Below are 18075 nucleotides of genomic sequence, written 5' to 3' on the forward strand. Positions count from 1 at the left end.
CCAAGGACAAGAAGGACGCGCTCGCCGATCTTAACGAGGCCCTGAAGTCGCCGCCGCCCGCGGTCGAGAACAAGGGCAACATCGATCTGGTCACCAAGAACTACGACAAGCTGATGGAAGCGTTCGGCGGCAGCGACGAAAACTGAGCCTCCATTCGAAGCAAAGAAGCCCCGGAGGATTTCCTCCGGGGCTTTTTTTCGTTACGCCGTGTTTGATCTACGAGAACGCCGCCTCCATCGCCTTCCGCGTCCTGATCGTGTCGTTGCCTTCATCGACCTCGACATCGCTCCAGCGCACCACCGCGCCATGGGCGACGTCGTTCTTCAGCTTGACGCGATGCGCGAGCCCGATCGGCAGCGCGCCGGCGGCGAGGCTGGCGGAGGCCGGCATCAGTCTGCCCCACACCGTGTAGCCGCCTTCGCCGTCGAGCATTTCGCCGGCGCGTAAGTTGCGCTTGGCGACGGACGCGACATCGCCGCGGAAACCGCGCGGCTGCCCGGTCGGCTCGTTGCGCAGCACAGCCGACAGAACGGAGATGTTCAGCTCGAGCCCGATCAAATGATAGGGCTTGTACATCGCAGCATAGCGGCCCGACGAATCGGTCTTGAGGCCGTACTGCTTGAAGCAGTCGGCGGCATAATCGTTCGGCGCCTCCAGCACCACATAAACGCCCCAGCGCAGGTCCCGGAACACCGGGCGGCCGTCGCGCTCCAGCGACGATACCACTTCGACGATGCCGGACTTCTCCAGCACGCCGCCCTTATCGCGCGGCCGCATCACATGCGGCAGGTCGTCGACGCCGCAAGGCGGGAACTTGAGACCTTCCGAGGGCACGTCGAGCCCGCAGGCATTGGCAATCGCCGCCATCTCGATCGCGGATTTGGTGCCGTCGAGGAAGGAGTTGAACATTTGCGGGTTCATGCCGGCGGATTGCGCCTCGCCTGCGGTGAGCCCGTAATGCTGCCAGACGCCCTCCGGCGTCACGTCGTGATAGGCCGGCAGATACTTCGTGCCCTTGCCGGCCGCGACGACGTGGAAACCCGTGGCGCGCGCCCAATCGACCATCTCCGCCGTCAGCGCCGGCTGGTCGCCATAGGCCAGCGAATAGACCACGCCGGCCTTGCGGGCTTCTTCGGCGAGCAGCGGCCCCGCGAGCACGTCGGCCTCGACATTGACCATCACGACATGCTTGCCGGCGGCGATTGCCGCACGGGCATGGCGGATGCCGACGGCGGGATTTCCGGTCGCTTCCACCACCACATCGAAAGCACCGCCGGCGATGGCGCGCGCGCCGTCGTCGGTGAAGGCGGTTGCCTTGATCCGCGCCTCGTCCCAGCCGACCGTGCGGCAGGCCTCGCGCGCGCGATCACGGTCGAGATCGATGATGATGGGGACCTCCAGCCCCGGCGTATGCGGCACCTGCGACAGGAACATCGAGCCGAATTTGCCGGCGCCGATCAGCGCGACGCGAACGGGATTGCCGGCGGCGGCGCGGGTTTTCAGGAGGTGATGCAGGTTCATTGATATCTTCCAATCCAAAGCTGTCATTCCGGGGCTCGCGAAGCGAGGACCTCAGATGCGCAATTGCGCATCGGGGAATCTCGAGGTTCCGGGTTCGACGCTGCCGCGTCGCCCCGGAATGACGGTTAGTGGCGGCTACTCCGCCGCCTGCCGCGGCGCACGGGCTAGCCGCAGCAGCGCGCCGTCTTCCACGGTTTCGATCGGCGTGAAATCGCGGTGCGCGATGTAGTCGGGCCGCGTCGGGCTGCGGATGTAGTTCGAGACCGCGTTCAGCGTCAGATAGACGATCTTGCGCGGATAGGGCGTGATGTTGCCGCTCGATCCATGCACCAGATTGCCGTGAAACATCAGCATGCCGCCGGGCTTGCCGGTCGGCGCGACGATGCCGCCCTGCTTCACCAGCCGCGTCACGGTCTCCTCGTCCAGCGTCCACAGCGGGTACGACGTCGTCGCGAGATCATGCGAGGCCTTGAGGTCGCCGGCGGTCTGGCTCTGCGGCACCAGCATCAAGGGACCGTTGATCGGCATCACCTCGTCGAGGAAGATCGCGATGTTCATCGCGCGCGGCTCCAGCATGCCGTCGTCGCGCTTCCAGGTGCCGTAATCCTGGTGCCATTGCCAGACGTCGCCGGTGAAGGCGGCCTTTGCGTTGATCTTGAACTGATGCATGTAGACCTTCTCGCCGAACAGCTGCTCGATCGGATCAATCATGCGCGGATGCGCGCCGAGCAGGCCGAACGCCTCGTTGTAGAGATGCGCGGCAAACGCGGTCCGCGGCGCGCCGCTCTTCTCGCGCCACACCTCGGGCCGGTTGGCGTCATAGATGCCAACAGCCTCACGGGCGAGGAAGTCGACCTCTTCCTGGCTGAACAGCTCGGGCAGGAACAGCCAGCCTTCGCGATTGAAATGCTCGATCTGCTGTGGGCTCAGTTTCATGGTGCTTCCTCCTTGCTTATTGTTGTTGTCATTCCGGTGCGCGCGAAGCGTGAACCATGATGTGCAATTGCACATCAGAGAATCTCGAGGTTCCCCGATGCGCAATTGCGCATCTGTGGTTCGGTGCTTCGCACCGCCCCGGAACGACGGCGTCGAATCACGCAGCCACGTCGATGGCCCTCAGTTTCTCCTCGGTCATCCGTCCGGCCGTCTGCGCATGCGCCAGCGCCGCGGCTTCGGCCGCGGCGGCGTTGCCGGAAAAAATACGCGCGGCGATGGTCTCGTGTTCGGTCCAGGCGCTGTCGCGATAATCGAGTTCGGCCAGCACGGTCGCCATCGAGCGGCGCATATGCGGCCATTGCGGAGCGATCATCTCCTCGATCGCGGAATTGCCGGCGAGGCGATAGATCGCGCTGTGAAAGTCGACGTCGCGCGCGATCAGGCGCGCCAGCGGCATGGTGCCGTCGATCGCGCGGCCGGCCTCGAGCGCGCGCTCGAGCTGTGCGCGCCCGGCGGCATCGATCTGTACGCGCTGGGCCGCAAGCCGCGCCGCCAGCGCGTCGATCGCGCCCCGGACCTCATAGAGCTGGCGGATACGCTGGGGATCGAGCTGCGTCACCTCGAAGCCACGCTTGCCGCTTTCGGCGACGAGGCCCTGCCGGTGCAACAGATGCAGCGCGTGCGACACCGGCTGGCGCGAGACGCCGAGCTTTTCGGCGAGTTCGTTCTGGGTAATGCGCTGACCCGGCGGCAGCGTGCGGTCGATGATCGCCTCTGATATCCGCGCATAGACCTGGTCGATCAGGTTCGGAAGCGGGTCCAACGGGATCATGCTGGTGGTCCAGATTCGGGATACGGAATTCCGTATTCCGACGAACGCTACTGCGGATGCTACGGTTCGTCAAGGCCGACTCCGGCAGCTCTATAAGCGCCGGAAAGTGTCCACGATGTCCGCCACGTCCCCGCTACTTCGCCTTGCCCAACTCCACTAGCATCCGTGTCATCAGATACAGCCGCGGCACGATCGAGTTGGTGTCGATATATTCGTCGCGTGCGTGGTAGCCCCAGCCGGCCAGGCCAAAACTCTCGACCACGGTCGCCTTGCCGCTGCGGCCGGCGTAGCCGGCGTCGGTCGCGCCGCCGGTCATCTCGGCGATGTCGAGCGTGCGCCCGAGTTCGGCGTAGATCGCCTGTCCCTCCTTGGCGAGCGCGCGGCCGCGATCATTGGCCACGAAGGGCGGGCGGCCCGCGACGATCTTCACCGTTACTTCGGCGTCCGGGATCAATTTGTCCTTGATCTTCTCGTCGAGCGCGGCCTGCAGCTTCTGCACGCCGTCCGGAATCGTCAGGCGGATGTCGGCGCCGGCTGTGGCCTGATCCGGGATCTGGTTGCGCACCGTGCCGGCCTTCGCGGTGGTCCAGTTCAACTGCGTGCCCGGAATCGATTTCGCGACGTCCTGGGTCTGCAGCAATTGATGCGCGAGTTCGAGCAGCGCGTTGCGGCCGAGCTGCGGCGCCGCGCCGGCATGCGAGGCCTTGCCTTTCACCTCCAGCGTACCCGCGGCGGTGCCGCTCGCGCCGAGCAACAGGCTCTCGTTCTCGGCCACCGGTAGCGCCACCGTGGGCTCGCAGGACAGCACCACGTCGTGCTGGTCGGCAAGCTCGGCGATGAACTCGCCGGAGCCGATCGAGCCGACCTCTTCATCCGGATTGAACGACACCGTGAGTTTAGCGTAATCGCGCCAGCCGGCGTCGTTCAGGATCTTCAACGAGTGCAGGATGACGGCGATGCCGCCCTTATCGTCGGCGATGCCGGGCCCGTAGATCCTGTTGCCGTCGACCCTGTAGGGCTGCGAGGCCAGAATGCCGTGTTCATAGACCGTATCCATATGCGCGATCAGCATCAGCTTCTTCGTGCCGGTGCCTTCGAAAGTGCCGATCACCATGTCGGCGCCGGCGCCGCGCGTGGTCTTGCGCCGTTCGGTTTTGGCGCCGAGCGCCTTCAGCCGCGCTTCGGTGTAGTCGGCCATCTTCGTCAGGCCCTCGACGTCGCCGGAACCTGATTCGATCAGCACCATGTCGTGCAGGCTCTCGATCACGGCCGGCTGGGCCTGCTCGGCGGCCGCGCGCAATTTCTCGTCGGCCGCAGCAAAGGCGGAGGAGGCGAGGGTGAACGAAAACAGGCTGACCGACGCAAGCCGTTTGACGGATCGTTTCATGTTTGTGTCCTCCCAGATGAGCGCCAAGAGACACTAGCATTGCGATCCGCGCGCCTCCAGCCGCGTCAGTTGCGATCGAGCACCTCGACATCGAACGTCTCGATCTGCTGGCTATCTGCGACCGCGTCGATCGTCGCGATCCTGCCGCCGGCAATCGTGATCCGCAGCACGATGCGCAATCGGCCGCCGAGGATGACGGCAACGCCCATCTCGCCATCGACCAGCGCAGGCCTCGCCGCTTGCGCGCGTCCCTTGTAGACTTCGGCAACCGCTGCGGACCCGCGGATCTCCGCGAGCGAGCCGAGCCGTTGTGCAGCCTGGTCGGCACGAAACACCACGTCGGGATCGAGCACTGCGAGCAGCCCCTCGAAATCGCCGTTGCGGGACGCTGCAAGGAACGCCTCGACAATCCCGCGCTGCCGGCTGACATCGGCATCCGGCGCGGGCGGCGCGCCCTGCACGCGGCGCCGGGCACGGCTTGCGAGCTGCCGCGCGGCCGCCGGGGTGCGGCCGACGATCGGCGCGATCTCCTCGAACGGCACGGCGAACATGTCGTGCAGCACGAAGGCCAGCCGCTCCGCCGGCGCCAATGTCTCCAACACCACGAGCAGCGCGGCACCGACGGAATCCGCCATCTCGGACTCCCGCTCGGTGTGACTGTCCGCGACCGGTTCCGGCACATGCGGGCCGATCGGTTCCTCGCGGCGCGATTTGCGTGAGCGCAGCATGTCGAGGCAGATCCGCGCGGTCACTGTGGTCAACCATCCCGCCAGATTGTCGACCGCAGCGGTGTCAGAGCGGCTCAGCCGCAGCCAGGTTTCCTGCACGGCGTCGTCGACCTCGGCGGTCGAGCCCAGCATGCGATAGGCCACAGCCCGCAAATGGCTCCGGTTGGCCTCGAACTGCTCGGCCAGAAATTTTTTCTCGTCCATCGGTCACATTCCCTTGGTCCGCTCCGTCATGACCATGACGACCGAAACCCGGCCGATGTGACAGCAGATCGGCCCGGCCGCGTCAAAAAGCAACTCAGGAGAGTGATATGATGCATGCCCGTATGAACCACCCGGTGATGGTACTTCCCGACGCCATGAAGGCGCTGCAGGCGCTCAGTGAAACCACCAAGAAGGGCCTACCCGAAAAGCTGCTCGAACTGGTCCATTTGCGCGCCAGCCAGATCAACGGTTGCAGTGTCTGCGTCGACATGCACCCGAAACTCGCAAAGCGCGCCGGCGAGACCGAAGAGCGCCTGTTCTGTGTCGCTGCCTGGCGCGATACGCCCTACTTCACCGAAGCCGAGCGTGCCGCGCTGGCGCTGACCGAGGCGGTGACCCGGCTCAGCGACCGCGATGATCCGGTACCGGATGCGGTCTGGAACGAGGCCGACAAGCATTTCGACGAACACGAACTCGCCGCCCTGGTGCTGGCGATCGCGGCGATCAACGTCTGGAACCGGCTGAACGTCGCGGTGCGCCAGCCGGTCGGTGCGTGGAAGGTGTGATGATCTCCCCCTCCCCCTTTCTTCACGGGGAAAGAGGACATGCCACTTGCTCGCTGCACCTCTCCCCTTGTGGGAGAGGTCGGATCGCATCGTCAGATGCGATCCGGGTGAGGGGTTTGTCTCCGCGGAGAGAACCCCTCACCCGGCGCGATGCCGCTGCGCTCTATCGCGCCACCCTCTCCCACAAGGGGAGAGGGTGCACCTTCTATGCGGCCAAAAACTCCAGCACGATCTCGCAATAGCGCCGCGGTGCCTGCTCGAACATCGGATGCGTGGTGCCCGGGATCATCTCGGTGCGTGAGCCCGTCACATTGGCGGCGAGCGCGTGCAGTACCTTGGGCAGCGTGCCCTTGGTGTTCGCGCCGCCGATGAAGAGCGTCGGCGTCTTGATCGCTTCCGCATCCGCTTTCGAGAAAGGCGGGCGCTTGTCGCGGGTCTGGCCGATCAGCGTCACGGCGTTGTCGAGCAGCAACTGCTTCGGCGCGGCCGGCAGGCGCTTCCAGGCGCCGGGGCCTTCCAGCGCATCGATGAATATCTGCATGCCGCCATCGACGTCGCCTTTGGCGATCGCCTCGGCGGATGCCGCGATCCGTGCCGCCAGCGGCGAGGGGCCGGGCTTAAAATCAGGATCGAGCGTGCCGTCGAGCTCGCCGCCGGGCTCGGCCAGAATCAGTTTGCGCAGCAGGTCCGGCCGCCGCTGCGCGACCCGGAACGAGATGTGGCCGCCGCGGGAATGCCCCATCAGATCGACCGGCCTGGTATCGAACTTTTCAATGAAGGCAATCACGTCATCGACATGCTGGGCGATCGAATAGGTATCGCCGACGCCGTCCCATTGCGCCGGGAAAAAGTGCCGCAGGCTGACCGTGATCACGCGGTGTCTGCGCGCCAGCGGCCCCAGCACGGCAGACCAGATCCGAAAGTCGCACAATGAGCCGTGCACGCAGACCAGCGGCGGGCCCTGGCCGACGTCGAGATAGGGCATGTCGAAACCGTTGACGTGGACGCTTTGCATGGACAGCTCGCGGTAGCGGGAGGGGAAACTGTTGATTCAGGCCAAGTTCCCACAGGATTCGGGTGGATAGCAACATTCTCCAAGCCTACATTTCGGGTCAGCAACAGGCTCCGAAGCGTGAGCCAAGAAACATCTCAAAGACTATCTGGAGCGAGCCAGGAGCTATTCATGACCGGCCAGCATTTTGCAATCTTCGAGACCGCGATCGGCGCCTGCGGCATCGTCTGGGGCGAGCACGGCGTCACCGCCGTGCAACTGCCGATGGGCACTGAGGAGAAAACCCGCAAGCGGATCTTTCAGCGCAATGGCGATGTCGCCGAGGCGTCGCCGCCGGCCGAGGTTCAGCATGCGATCGATGGTATGGTCGAGCTGTTGGTTGGCAAGCCGAACAACCTTGCCGATATCGTGCTCGATCTTGACGGCGTTCCGGAGTTCAACCGCGGCGTCTACGACATCGCGCGGAAGATCCCGCCGGGCCAGACCCTGACCTATGGCGATATCGCCAAGCAGCTCGGCGGCGTCGAGCTGTCGCGCGACGTTGGCCAGGCGCTCGGCCGCAACCCGTGCCCGATCGTCGTGCCCTGCCACCGCGTGCTGGCGGCGGGCAAGAAGCCGGGCGGCTTCTCCGCCAATGGCGGCGTGGTGACCAAGCTGAAGATGCTGCAGATCGAAGGCGCGGTGGTGAACCACACGCCAAGTTTGTTTGATTGAAGGACGGTCTTTCCCTCTCCCCGTTCTTCACGGGGAGAGGGCAGGGTGAGGGGCTCTATCTGCGGGGCGGTGTTGGTTGTGAGATCTGTACCCCCTCACCCGGATTGCATCAGGCGATGCAATCCGACCTCTCCCCGCAAGCGGGGCGAGGTGAAGTCAGCAAGCGGCTAAAGAGTCTCACACACAAACCCGTTCCCCTTGCGCCGGATCTTGCCGGTCGATGGCGAGGGGAAATGCGCGGTGCAGCACAGCGTGTCGGTGTCGCAATAGCGCTCCAGGAAGCTGCGGCGAGTCTTCGCCGCCACCGCCTGGTCGACGTCGAATTTCGCCGACAGCTCCGGATAGCGGGTCTGGATCGGCGAGTGCATCAAGTCGCCTGAAAACACCGCGTCGTCCTTGCCGCGGCCGAAGGTGAAGGCGACATGGCCCGGCGTGTGGCCTGGGGTCGGCAGGATGCGCGTGTGATCGCCGATCGCGAAATCGTGGTGCACGATCTCGGCCTTGTTGGCTTCGACCACCGGCAGCACGCTGTCGACGAACGGCGCGACCTCCGTCTTCGCGTTGGTTTCGGTCCAGTAGTCGAACTCGGCCTTGTCGAACACATAGCGCGCGTTCGGGAAGGTCGGCACCCAGCGGCCGTTCTCCAGCCGCGTGTTCCAGCCGACGTGATCGACATGCAGATGCGTGCACATCACGTAGTCGATATCGCCGACGGAAAAACCCGCGGCGGCAAGTCCGCGCAGATAGGTGTCATCGGTCTTCATGTTCCAGGCTGGCCGCAGCGGCCGCGGCTTGTGATTGCCGATGCAGCTGTCGATCAGGATGGTGTGATGCGGCGTCTTCACGACATAGGACTGGAAAGCCAGGATCAGCGTATCGCTGTCGTCGAGCGCGCCGGCGGCCTTCATCCAGGCGCGATTTTCGGCGAGCAGTTCGGGCGTCAGCCCGGGCAACATGTCGAGCGCCGGCAGGAACGTGGTCTCCTGCTCGACGATCCGATGGATGGTGAGGTCGCCGACGGTGAATTTCAGGCTCATGGCATTCCTTAAGGAGATCAGCGCGCGTCGCGCACGGCGGGAATGACAATTTTGGCAAGGATATCCATCGCCGCAAGGCCTTCCTTTGGTTGGCCGTATCGGGCTGCCGTCGTCATCATCACAAGAGCGAGATCGGGAAGCTGTCGCGCATGCTCAACCTCCCATGCCCCCGCGTTACGCCGGCGGCGGCGCCGAGATCTTCACCGACGGCCGCTCCAGCGCCTTCTGGTAGAAGGCATCGAGCTTCGGATAGGCCTTGCGCCAGCCGCAATCGGCGAAGCGGAAGTCGGCGTAGCCGAGCACGCAAACCAGCCCGATCTGCGCGATATCGAACGATCCGTTCAGCACCTCCGGCTGATTCTCGAACCGCGCCATGCCGCTCCACGCCCGATTCCAGTGATCGTCATGCCAGGCCTGCCACAACGAGCCCTGCGGCCGCACCATTTTCTCGTAGCGGCACAGCAGCATGGAATCGAGCATGCCGTTGATCAGCGAGTGATCGGTCTTCACCTTCCAGCGCCGCGGGCCATAGCCCGGGATCAGCGCACCGCCGCCGATCTCGTTGAGATATTCGACGATGACGTAGGAATCGAGAATCACATCGCCATTGTTGAGGATCAGCACCGGCAGTTTCTTCAGCGGTGTGATCTTTGAATATTCGTCATTGGCCTGGCCCGGTGCGACGCTGGCCGGCACGAACTCGATCTTGTCGATCAAGCCCAACTCGATCGCCGCGATGCGCACCTTGCGGGCGAACGGGGAGGCGGGAGAGAAGGTGAGTTTCATTTTAGAGCCTCAAATGATCGCAGAGGGTTACGTCATTGCGAGGAGCGAAGCCACGAAGCAATCCATCTTTCCCGCGTTGCGGCATGGATTGCTTCGCTTCGCTCGCAATGACGGAGGAGGCGAGAGCGGGTGGCTGTCTCACCTCACGCCGCGATGATCTCCTGGCGCTGTTCGCCGAGACCCTCGATGCCGAGCGATACGACGTCGCCGACATTGAGGAAGGTCGGCGGCTTCATGCCGAGGCCGACGCCGGGCGGCGTGCCCGTGGTGATGATGTCGCCGGGCAGCAGCGTCATGAACTGCGAGACGTAGGAAATGCACTTCGCCATCGTAAAGATCATGGTCTTGGTCGTGCCGGTCTGGCGGCGCTGGCCGTTGACGTCGAGCCACATCGACAGGCTCTGCACGTCGGCGATTTCGTCCCTGGTGACGAGCCAGGGGCCGACCGGGCCGAAGGTGTCGTGCGACTTGCCCTTGGTCCACTGCCCCAGGCGCTCGGTCTGGAAATTGCGCTCCGAGACGTCGTTGCAGACGCAATAGCCGGCGACGTGGTTCAGCGCGTCGGCTTCCGAGATGTACTTGGCACGGGTGCCGATGATCGCAGCGATTTCGACTTCCCAGTCGAGCTTGGTCGAGCCACGCGGCTTTTCGACTGCGTCGTTCGGGCCGCTCAGGGACGTGTTCGCCTTCATGAAGATGATCGGTTCGGTCGGGATCGCTGCGCCGGTCTCCTTGGCGTGGTCGGAATAATTCAGGCCGATCGCCACGAACTTGGAGATGCCGGTGACGGGCGCGCCGAAGCGCGGCTTGCCGGAGACGGCGGGCAGGGAGCCGGGATCGAGGGCGCCCAGCTTCTTCAGCACATCAGGCGCGTAGGTCTCGCCGGTGAGGTCCTTGACATGGGCCGAAAGGTCGCGGAGCTGGCCGGATTTATCGATCAGGCCGGGCTTTTCCGCACCCTTTTCGCCATAACGAACAAGCTTCATGTTGATCTCTCCCTACGGTTTCTGACGATCGTTAGCTGGTATACCTCGGCAAGCTTCATGGAACAGCGCGGCGGGAAATTCAATGGCCCTGAGCGCGCTGCATTGCAGCCAAGCCTTATTTCAAGGAAGCCTTATTTCAAGGCCGTTTTGGCCTAGAGCTTCAGTTCTGATTGAATCAGAACCGAAGCTCTAGATTCTTGTTTTTGACGCGTTTTCTTCACGCGAACCGGTGTCCACTTTGCTCGAAAACGCTCTAGTCACGCCAGCGCGATGAATTTGAAGGCATCCCCATCGCGCTTGATATGGCCGGCACCAAAGTGCCCGCCGATCACCAGCGTCGGCGTGTCGGCAAAGCGCGCAAACAGCTGGCGCCGGGTCGCGGCCGACTGCTTCGGGTCGGAATCGACGGTTGCCGACCAGTCGAGGTGATACATCTGGCACGGGTGATGCGCAGCATCGCCGGTCAGCAGGGCTTGCTGTCCGCCGGAGGCGATGTGGAAGCTCATATGGCCCGGGCTGTGGCCCGGCGTCGGGATCAGCGTGATCTCGTCGGTCAGCCTGATGTCGCTCGGCACCAGCTTGGCCTTGCCGGCGTCGGCAATCGGTTTTACGGAATCGGCGAACACCGCAGCGTGCGCGGGATCATCGCTGTTGTCGCGCCAATACTCGTACTCGGTCCTGCCGAACACGTAAGCCGCGTTGTCGAAGGTCGGCACCCATTGGCCGTCGACAAGCCTTGTGTTCCAGCCGACATGGTCGACATGCAGATGCGTGCACAGCACGGTGTCGATGGTCTCGGGCGCAAAGCCGGCCGCGGTGAGCTTCTCCAGGAATGGCTCGTTGCGGTTGTTCCAGGTCGGCACGTTGCGGCCCTGCTTGTCGTTGCCGAGCCCGGTGTCGACAATGATGCGGTGCTCCGGCGTTTCGACGAGCAACGAATGGATCGACATTTTCAGGCGGCCGTCCTCATTGGCGAAATGCGGGATCAGCCAGGGCAGGTTTTGGATCTCCTCGCGGCCTGCGAGCGGCAGGATGAAGCGCGTGCTGCCGACCGTCTCCAGCTCGACGACCATGGTGATCCTGACCTTGCCGACCGTCCAATGCATGCGGCGTTTCCTTTGTTTGTTATCTTGCACAATCGACGATTACGGTACCGATCTTGTCGCCCTTCTCGACCGCGAGATGGGCCAGCGCGGTCTCGGCCAGCGCGAATTGTCCGGCGATATTGTGCACGCGGGTGCCCGAGGCGAGCCATTTGGTGATGTCCTCCTGCGCGGCCGCGAGCAAGGGCGGCGGTAGTGCGAACAGCACTAGCGACCGCACCGTGATGCATTTCTCCATCAGCTCGCGCATCGGCACCGTGGGCGTGCGATTGCCGTTGGTGGCGTAGACCGCGATCGTCGAGTTGAACGCCATCAGCTTCAGCGTGGTCGCGAGGTTGCCGCCGAAATCGACGTCGACCACGCGGTCGACGCCGCGGTTCTCGGTGAAGGCCATCACTTTGGCCGCCACGTCATCGGTGCGGTAGTTGACGACGAAGTCGGCGCCGGCGAGCCGCGCCTCGATGTCCTTGACCTCTGAACTGACGGTCGTGATCACCCGCGCGCCGCCCCATTTGGCGAGTTGCACTGCGTAGTGGCCGACTGCACCGGCACCTCCAGTGACCAGCACGGTTTGTCCCGCGATCGGGCCGTCCGCGAACAGCGCGCACCACGCGGTCATGCCGGGAATGCCGAGTGTCGCGCCTGCCGCAAAGGAGACATCCTCGGGCAGCGGCGTCACCAGATAGTCGGCGAGCGTGATGTATTCGGCGGCGGTACCGAAGGCGCGGCCGTTGCGCTGGCCGTTGAACAGCCAGACGCGGTCGCCGATGGCAAAGCGCGTCACGCCTTCGCCGACCTGGTCGACGATCCCAGCGCCATCGCTGTTCGGAGTTATCAGCGGAAATTCCATCGCACGATAGTTGCCGCTGCGGCGGCCGACATCGGCCGGATTGACGCCTGATGCTTCGAGACGGACGCGGACCTCGCCAGGGCTAGCCTCGGGCGTCGGCATCTCGCCGACGGTAAGCACTGTCGGCGCCGCGCCGGTCTGTTCGTACCAGACGGCCCTCACAAGGTGCCCGGGAAGGCGCCGCCATCGAGCAGGATGTTCTGCCCGGTGATGAATCCCGCCTTGGCGCCGCACAGGAAGGCGCAGGCGTCGCCGAACTCGTCGGGCTGGCCGAAGCGGCCGGCTGGGTTCAGCTTGGCGCGCTCGGCCAGGATCTGCTCGATCGGAACGCCGCGCTTCTCGGCCTCGGCCTTGCCGGTGCTGCGCAGACGATCGGTCTCGAACGGGCCCGGCAACAGGCCGTTGATAGTGACATTGTTGATCACGGTCTTGCGCGACAGGCCGGCGACGAAGCCGGTGAGGCCGGCGCGGGCGCCATTCGACAGGCCGAGGATCTCGATCGGCGCCTTCACCGCGGCCGAGGTGATGTTGACGATGCGGCCGAACTTGCGCGCCATCATGCCGTCGACGGTGGCCTTGATCAGCTCGATCGGGGTCAGCATGTTGGCGTCGATCGCCTTGATCCAGTCGTCGCGGGTCCAGTTGCGGAAATCGCCGGGCGGCGGGCCGCCGGCATTGTTGATCAGGATGTCCGGATCGGGGCAGGCCTTCAGCACGTCCGCGCGTCCCGCCGGTGTCGTGATGTCGCCGACGATCTCGGTGACGGTGACGCCGGGATGGGCCTTTCGAATTTCATCGGCGGTCTGCTTCAGCGCCTCGGCGCCGCGCGCGGTCAGCGTGACATGGACACCCTCATTGGCGAGCGCGATCGCGCAGGCGCGCCCCAGTCCCTTGCTCGATGCGCAGACGATGGCACGGCGGCCCTTGATTCCGAGATCCACGATTTCACTCCCTATGATGTCGGGTAGGTTTGTAAAGGTTCGATGGCGCCAGTCTAGCCAGACCCGGCGCTGCCGATAAGGGATGTGCAATGCATAAGTGCATGCCGGGCCGGAACAGCCGGCCGATGGCGGCGGCTAGATGCGCCGCTCCCGCCTCAGCCGCTCGATCGCCATGGTGGCTTCGGGCGGCAGCGACCGGATCCCGGTCTGGCCGACCGCCGAAAACAGCGGCCGCAATCGCGATCCGTTGAGGAATTGCGGCTGGTTGGCCAGCGGTATCAGTTGGTCGAAAATCAGCACGAGGGTGGTCACGACGAGGCCGGTCCTGACGGCCCCGAGCAGCGCGCCGCCGAGCCGGTCGCCGATCCCGACCTCGGAACCGATTGTGTCGTTGAGCATCGTCCGCGCCAAATGTCCGAGCACGACGCCGATCACGAGGAAGAGGCCGAACAACAACACGCCGTTGGAAGGAAAGGGCGACGTCGGCAAATCAGCGATGCGGGGCCCGATCATCGACATCACGGCAACCGCAATCGGCATGGCGACAAGATAGGCCAGGATGGTGACCGCACTGCGCAACAGGCCGGTGCTGAAGCCGGTCACGACCGCGAACAGCAAACCGAGGGAAATGACAGCGTCGAAAGTGTTCATGGAAACCTGCCCGAACCGCCGCGGTACTCTGGTTCATGAATCCATATTACATCAGTCGTAGGGTGGGCAAAGGCGCGTCTTCGCGCCGTGCCCACCATCGGCAACGCTGCTCTTGATGGTGGGCACGCTCCGCTTTGCCCACCCTACGCATCCCGATCGTCTTCGCTCACCCCGCCCGCATCTCCGCCTTGATCATATCCGCCGCCTTCTCGCCGATCATGATGGTCGGCGCATTGGTGTTGCCGCCGATCAGGGTCGGCATGATCGAGGCGTCGACCACGCGCAGCGCCTCGAGGCCATGCACGCGCAGCTTCGGATCGACCACGGCGAGGGGATCATCATTGCCCATCTTGCAGGTGCCGACCGGGTGATAGACGGTATCGACGCGGGCGCGCAGGATGTTGCGGATGTCGTCATCGGTGCGCACGTCTGCGGTGAACATGTCCTTCTGCTGCAGGGCGCGCAGCGATGGGGTTTCCATCAGCCGCCGCGTGGTCTTGTAGCCGGCGACCATCGCCTCGAGATCGGCCTCCTCGCCGAGGAAATTCGGATCGATCAGCGGCGCCTGCATCGGATCGCCGCTCGCGAGCGCGACGCTGCCGCGGCTCTTCGGCCTGAGCAGGCAGACATGGCAGGAGAAGCCGGTACCGCTATGGCGCTTGCGGCCGTGGTCGTCGACCATGGCCATGCCGAAATGCAGCTGGATGTCGGGAATATCGAGGTCCGGCTGCGTCTTCAGGAAGCCGCCGCATTCGGCGAAGTTCGAGGTAAGGGGACCGCGGCGCTCCCGTCGATATTGCAGGATGGCGCGGATCAGCCGCGGCATGCCCTTCAGCGAGATACCGGCGAAGTTCGGATTGTCGGACGCGTAACCGAAGATGAAGTCCGGATGGTCCTGCAGATTCCGTCCGACGCCGGGCAGATGGTGCACGCTGGCAACGCCGTGCTTACGAAGCGCGGCTGCATCGCCGACGCCCGACAGCATCAGGAGTTGCGGCGACTGGAATGCGCCGGCGCCGAGAATCACCTCGCGCCGTGCGCGGAGCTGCTTCAGTTCCTTGCCCTGACGATACTCCACGCCGACCGCGCGCTTGCCTTCGAACAGGATGCGCGTCGCCTGCGCGCCCGTTTCGACGCGCAGATTGGCACGCTTGTCGATATGCGGATGCACATAGGCGCGCGCCGCGCTCCAGCGTTCGCCGTTCTTCTGCGTCACCTGGTAGATGCCGAGGCCCTCATGGTCCTCGGCATTGAAATCCTCGCGGATGCGGAATTGCGCTTCCTGGGCGGCCTGCAGGAAGGTCTGCTGGATCGGATTGCCGGAGCGCAATTTGTTGACCGCGAGCGGGCCGCCCTTGCCGTGATACTCGCCGTCGAAATCGGCATTGTTCTCCGAGCGCTTGAAATAGGGCAGCACGTCGTCGAACGACCAGCCGGTGTTGCCGAGCGCGGCCCAATGGTCGTAGTCCCAGCGATGGCCGCGGATGTAGACCATGGCGTTGATTGCCGAGGAACCGCCGAGCCCCTTGCCGCGCGGCTGGTAACCGACGCGGCCGTTGAGGCCCTTCTGCGGCACGGTGTTGAAGGCCCAGTTGTTGACGGTGCCCGCGACCATCAGCACCAGCGCGCCCGGCGTGGTGACGACCCAATTGTCGTTCCTGCCGCCGGCATCGAGCAACGCGACCGACGTCGCCGCATCCTCCGACAATCGCCCCGCCACGGCGCAGCCGCCCGAGCCTGCGCCTACGACCACGAAATCGAATGTATCAGTCACGTTTCCCCCTGCTTATTATTGTTCGTCATTCCGGGGCGCGCGTAGCGCGAGCCCGGAATCCATTTATCCGCATCATCGTGGCGAAATGGATTCTCAGATGCGCAATTGCGCATCATAGCTCGATGCTACGCATCGCCCCGGAATGACGATTACGACAACAACCGCATCAGTTTCTCCAGCCGCGCGATCTTCTTACCGTATGGCGGATAAAGATCGGCCAGCCGGTTGAAGCGCGAGCGATAGAACACCGGCTTCAGCTTGGTCAGCGTCCGAAAGCCCCATTCGCCGTGATAGGCGCCGGTGCCGGAGGCGCCGACGCCGCCCATCGGCTGGTGGGCCTGCGCGAAGTGGAACAGGCAGTCGTTGACGGTGACGCCGCCCGACACCGTGCGCGCCAGCACCTCGTCGCGCGCGGCGTTGTCGGTGCCGAACCAGTACAGCGCGAGCGGGCGGTCGTGCCTGTTGATGTAGGCGATCGCATCAGGCGCATCGCGGTAGCCCATGATCGGCAACAGCGGTCCGAAGATCTCCTCCTGCATGACAGTCATGTCAGGCGTCGCATCGACGATGATGGTCGGCGGAAACTTGCGCTTGCTCTTCCATTCGGGATCGTTCGGCGCGGCCGGCTGCAGGATGGTCGCGCCCTTGGCGGCGGCGTCGGCCACCAGACCCTCAAGTCGCGCGTAATGGCGGTCCGAGACGACAGAAGTGTAGTCGGGATTGGCCGGATCAGTGCCGAACATGTGCTGGATGTGGCCATTCAGCCGCATCGCGAAGGGCTGCACGGAGGCTTCCGGCACCAGCGCGTAGTCGGGCGCGATGCAGGTCTGGCCGGCATTGAGCAGCTTGCCGTAGGCGATGCGTTGGGCCGCCTCGTCGATGTCGGCGGAGCGGTCGATGATCGCCGGTGACTTGCCGCCGAGTTCGAGCGTCACCGGCGTCAAATTGCGCCCGGCGGCTTCCGCGACCAGCCGGCCGACGCGGGTCGAGCCGGTGAAGATCAGATGATCGAACGGCAGCGCGGCAAACGCCTTGGCGATGTCGTCGTCGATGTCGGTCACCATCAGCTCGGTGGCGTCGAACTTCCTGGAGATCGCCTCGGCCAGCAGCTCGGAGAACCGCGGCACCAGCTCGCTCGGCTTGATGATCGCGCGGTTGCCGGCCGCGATCGCGGCCACCGCGGGCGCCAGCGTGAGCTGCAGCGGATAGTTCCAGGGGGCGATGATCCCGACCACCCCGAGCGGCTGCGGGATCAGGCGATTCCGCCCGGGTGCGAATTGCACCGTGGTCGCAATCTTCTGCGGGGTCATCCAGCGCTTGAGGTGCTTGGCGGCGTGCTTGATCTCGCCGAGCACCAGCATGGTCTCGGCGATCACGGTCTCGACGGTGCAGCGGTGGCCGAAATCGGCCGAGATCGCGGCCTCGAACCGCGTCTCGTTCTCGGTAACCGCGGCCCGCAGCCTTCTCAGCCGGTCGAGCCGCGCCTGCAATGTCGGCGCAGGCTCGCTTCGCGACAGCTCGATCTGGCGTTGGAAGGTATCTTCGAGCGCGTGCAGCCCGGGACTCTTCAATGGCCGGTCCATGGCATCTCCCCTCGGATCGCGTTTCTTGGGCGTTTTGTTGCGGCCAAGCTCCGCTTTTGCGCGGTTTCTGGCAAGGCCCGGTTCCCGGCGGCAATTATGACAGGAAAAGCGGAGATTTCCGCGTCACAAAAACCTCAAAAAGGCGCTCGCGGGGCTTTCCAAACCGACCTCGCGTTGGTACATACCCCTCGCACCCGATGGCTTCGGCCCGGGTCGCCTTCTCAGGAAGCCCTCCGGACGGATCGATCGGCGCAATTAGGCGCGTTGGCCGACCGCCTCAGGCCCTCTTCTGCAAGGCACGCAACGGTTTAACGCGGGGTGGAGCAGCCCGGTAGCTCGTCAGGCTCATAACCTGAAGGTCATAGGTTCAAATCCTATCCCCGCAACCAAGCTCGGACCTTACCGGTTCCGATGAGAAAATGGCCCGCCTCACGCGGGCCATTTTTCGTTTGGGGTGCGAGTCC

General features: G+C 64.4%; 18 protein-coding genes and 1 tRNA gene (1 of these 19 running past the window's edge). 4 read left to right on the forward strand and 15 right to left on the reverse strand.

Annotated elements, in window-relative coordinates; translation table 11 throughout:
• Nucleotides 1-146, forward strand: partial view of a hypothetical protein gene (locus UP09_RS11000; RefSeq protein WP_044538174.1) — the final stretch only. Its footprint begins 481 nt before the window's first position; only the last 146 of its 627 coding nucleotides appear in the window; its start codon lies beyond the left edge, outside the window; its stop codon occupies nucleotides 144-146.
• Nucleotides 147-216: 70 nt separating this feature from the next.
• Here UP09_RS11000 and UP09_RS11005 read toward each other — a convergent pair whose 3' ends face one another.
• The 5 genes from UP09_RS11005 to UP09_RS11025 all read right to left on the reverse strand — a co-directional run bounded on the left by UP09_RS11005 (nucleotide 217) and on the right by UP09_RS11025 (nucleotide 5608).
• The gene (locus UP09_RS11005; protein WP_044538175.1) at nucleotides 217-1521 is read right to left on the reverse strand and encodes an NAD(P)H-dependent oxidoreductase; all 1305 of its coding nucleotides are present in this window, start codon (nucleotides 1519-1521) and stop codon (nucleotides 217-219) included.
• Nucleotides 1522-1656: 135 nt separating this feature from the next.
• Entirely contained in the window at nucleotides 1657-2457 is an 801-nt protein-coding gene (locus UP09_RS11010) for a phytanoyl-CoA dioxygenase family protein (RefSeq protein WP_044538176.1), read from the reverse strand.
• Nucleotides 2458-2614: 157 nt separating this feature from the next.
• Entirely contained in the window at nucleotides 2615-3289 is a 675-nt protein-coding gene (locus UP09_RS11015) for a GntR family transcriptional regulator (protein WP_044538177.1), read from the reverse strand.
• Nucleotides 3290-3422: 133 nt separating this feature from the next.
• The gene (locus UP09_RS11020; RefSeq protein ID WP_044538234.1) at nucleotides 3423-4676 is read right to left on the reverse strand and encodes a M20/M25/M40 family metallo-hydrolase; all 1254 of its coding nucleotides are present in this window, start codon (nucleotides 4674-4676) and stop codon (nucleotides 3423-3425) included.
• Between the two features lie 65 nt (nucleotides 4677-4741).
• Nucleotides 4742-5608: a sigma-70 family RNA polymerase sigma factor gene (locus tag UP09_RS11025; protein WP_044538178.1), complete on the reverse strand. Its 867-nt coding sequence runs from the start codon at nucleotides 5606-5608 to the stop codon at nucleotides 4742-4744.
• A gap of 110 nt (nucleotides 5609-5718) precedes the next feature.
• Between UP09_RS11025 and UP09_RS11030 the strand changes: the two genes are divergently transcribed.
• Nucleotides 5719-6174: a carboxymuconolactone decarboxylase family protein gene (locus UP09_RS11030; protein WP_044538235.1), complete on the forward strand. Its 456-nt coding sequence runs from the start codon at nucleotides 5719-5721 to the stop codon at nucleotides 6172-6174.
• Nucleotides 6175-6379: 205 nt separating this feature from the next.
• Here the strand turns inward: UP09_RS11030 and UP09_RS11035 are convergent, their stop codons facing one another.
• The gene (locus UP09_RS11035) at nucleotides 6380-7189 is read right to left on the reverse strand and encodes an alpha/beta fold hydrolase (protein ID WP_044538179.1); all 810 of its coding nucleotides are present in this window, start codon (nucleotides 7187-7189) and stop codon (nucleotides 6380-6382) included.
• A gap of 168 nt (nucleotides 7190-7357) precedes the next feature.
• Between UP09_RS11035 and UP09_RS11040 the strand changes: the two genes are divergently transcribed.
• Nucleotides 7358-7900: a methylated-DNA--[protein]-cysteine S-methyltransferase gene (locus UP09_RS11040; protein WP_044538180.1), complete on the forward strand. Its 543-nt coding sequence runs from the start codon at nucleotides 7358-7360 to the stop codon at nucleotides 7898-7900.
• Between the two features lie 167 nt (nucleotides 7901-8067).
• Here the strand turns inward: UP09_RS11040 and UP09_RS11045 are convergent, their stop codons facing one another.
• The 9 genes from UP09_RS11045 to UP09_RS11085 all read right to left on the reverse strand — a co-directional run bounded on the left by UP09_RS11045 (nucleotide 8068) and on the right by UP09_RS11085 (nucleotide 17611).
• The gene (locus tag UP09_RS11045; RefSeq protein WP_044538181.1) at nucleotides 8068-8937 is read right to left on the reverse strand and encodes an MBL fold metallo-hydrolase; all 870 of its coding nucleotides are present in this window, start codon (nucleotides 8935-8937) and stop codon (nucleotides 8068-8070) included.
• 174 nt (nucleotides 8938-9111) lie between these two features.
• Entirely contained in the window at nucleotides 9112-9723 is a 612-nt protein-coding gene (locus UP09_RS11050; protein WP_044538182.1) for a glutathione S-transferase family protein, read from the reverse strand.
• A gap of 143 nt (nucleotides 9724-9866) precedes the next feature.
• Nucleotides 9867-10709, reverse strand: coding sequence for a fumarylacetoacetate hydrolase family protein (locus UP09_RS11055; RefSeq protein WP_044538184.1), 843 nt, complete (start codon nucleotides 10707-10709; stop codon nucleotides 9867-9869).
• A 257-nt stretch (nucleotides 10710-10966) separates the two neighbouring features.
• Entirely contained in the window at nucleotides 10967-11815 is an 849-nt protein-coding gene (locus UP09_RS11060; RefSeq protein WP_044538185.1) for an MBL fold metallo-hydrolase, read from the reverse strand.
• 19 nt (nucleotides 11816-11834) lie between these two features.
• Nucleotides 11835-12824, reverse strand: coding sequence for an NADPH:quinone reductase (locus UP09_RS11065; protein ID WP_044538186.1), 990 nt, complete (start codon nucleotides 12822-12824; stop codon nucleotides 11835-11837).
• Complete coding sequence (locus tag UP09_RS11070; protein ID WP_044538187.1) at nucleotides 12821-13603, reverse strand: SDR family oxidoreductase; 783 nt, start codon at nucleotides 13601-13603, stop codon at nucleotides 12821-12823. Before UP09_RS11070 ends, UP09_RS11065 begins: the two co-directional genes overlap by 4 nt.
• 135 nt (nucleotides 13604-13738) lie before the next feature.
• A complete protein-coding gene (locus UP09_RS11075) occupies nucleotides 13739-14254 on the reverse strand; it encodes a CvpA family protein (RefSeq protein ID WP_044538188.1) in 516 nt (171 codons plus the stop codon).
• Nucleotides 14255-14420: 166 nt separating this feature from the next.
• Nucleotides 14421-16028 (reverse strand): GMC family oxidoreductase, encoded by a 1608-nt coding sequence (locus UP09_RS11080; protein WP_044538189.1) that lies wholly within the window; start codon nucleotides 16026-16028, stop codon nucleotides 14421-14423.
• Nucleotides 16029-16177: 149 nt separating this feature from the next.
• Nucleotides 16178-17611: a coniferyl aldehyde dehydrogenase gene (locus tag UP09_RS11085; RefSeq protein ID WP_044538190.1), complete on the reverse strand. Its 1434-nt coding sequence runs from the start codon at nucleotides 17609-17611 to the stop codon at nucleotides 16178-16180.
• A gap of 312 nt (nucleotides 17612-17923) precedes the next feature.
• On the opposite strand from UP09_RS11085, the gene UP09_RS11090 reads away from it, so the two are divergent.
• Nucleotides 17924-18000, forward strand: a tRNA-Met gene (locus UP09_RS11090).
• The last annotated feature ends 75 nt before the right edge of the window (nucleotides 18001-18075 follow it).

It is taken from the genome of Bradyrhizobium sp. LTSP885 (assembly GCF_000938305.1).
GTDB lineage: Bacteria > Pseudomonadota > Alphaproteobacteria > Rhizobiales > Xanthobacteraceae > Bradyrhizobium.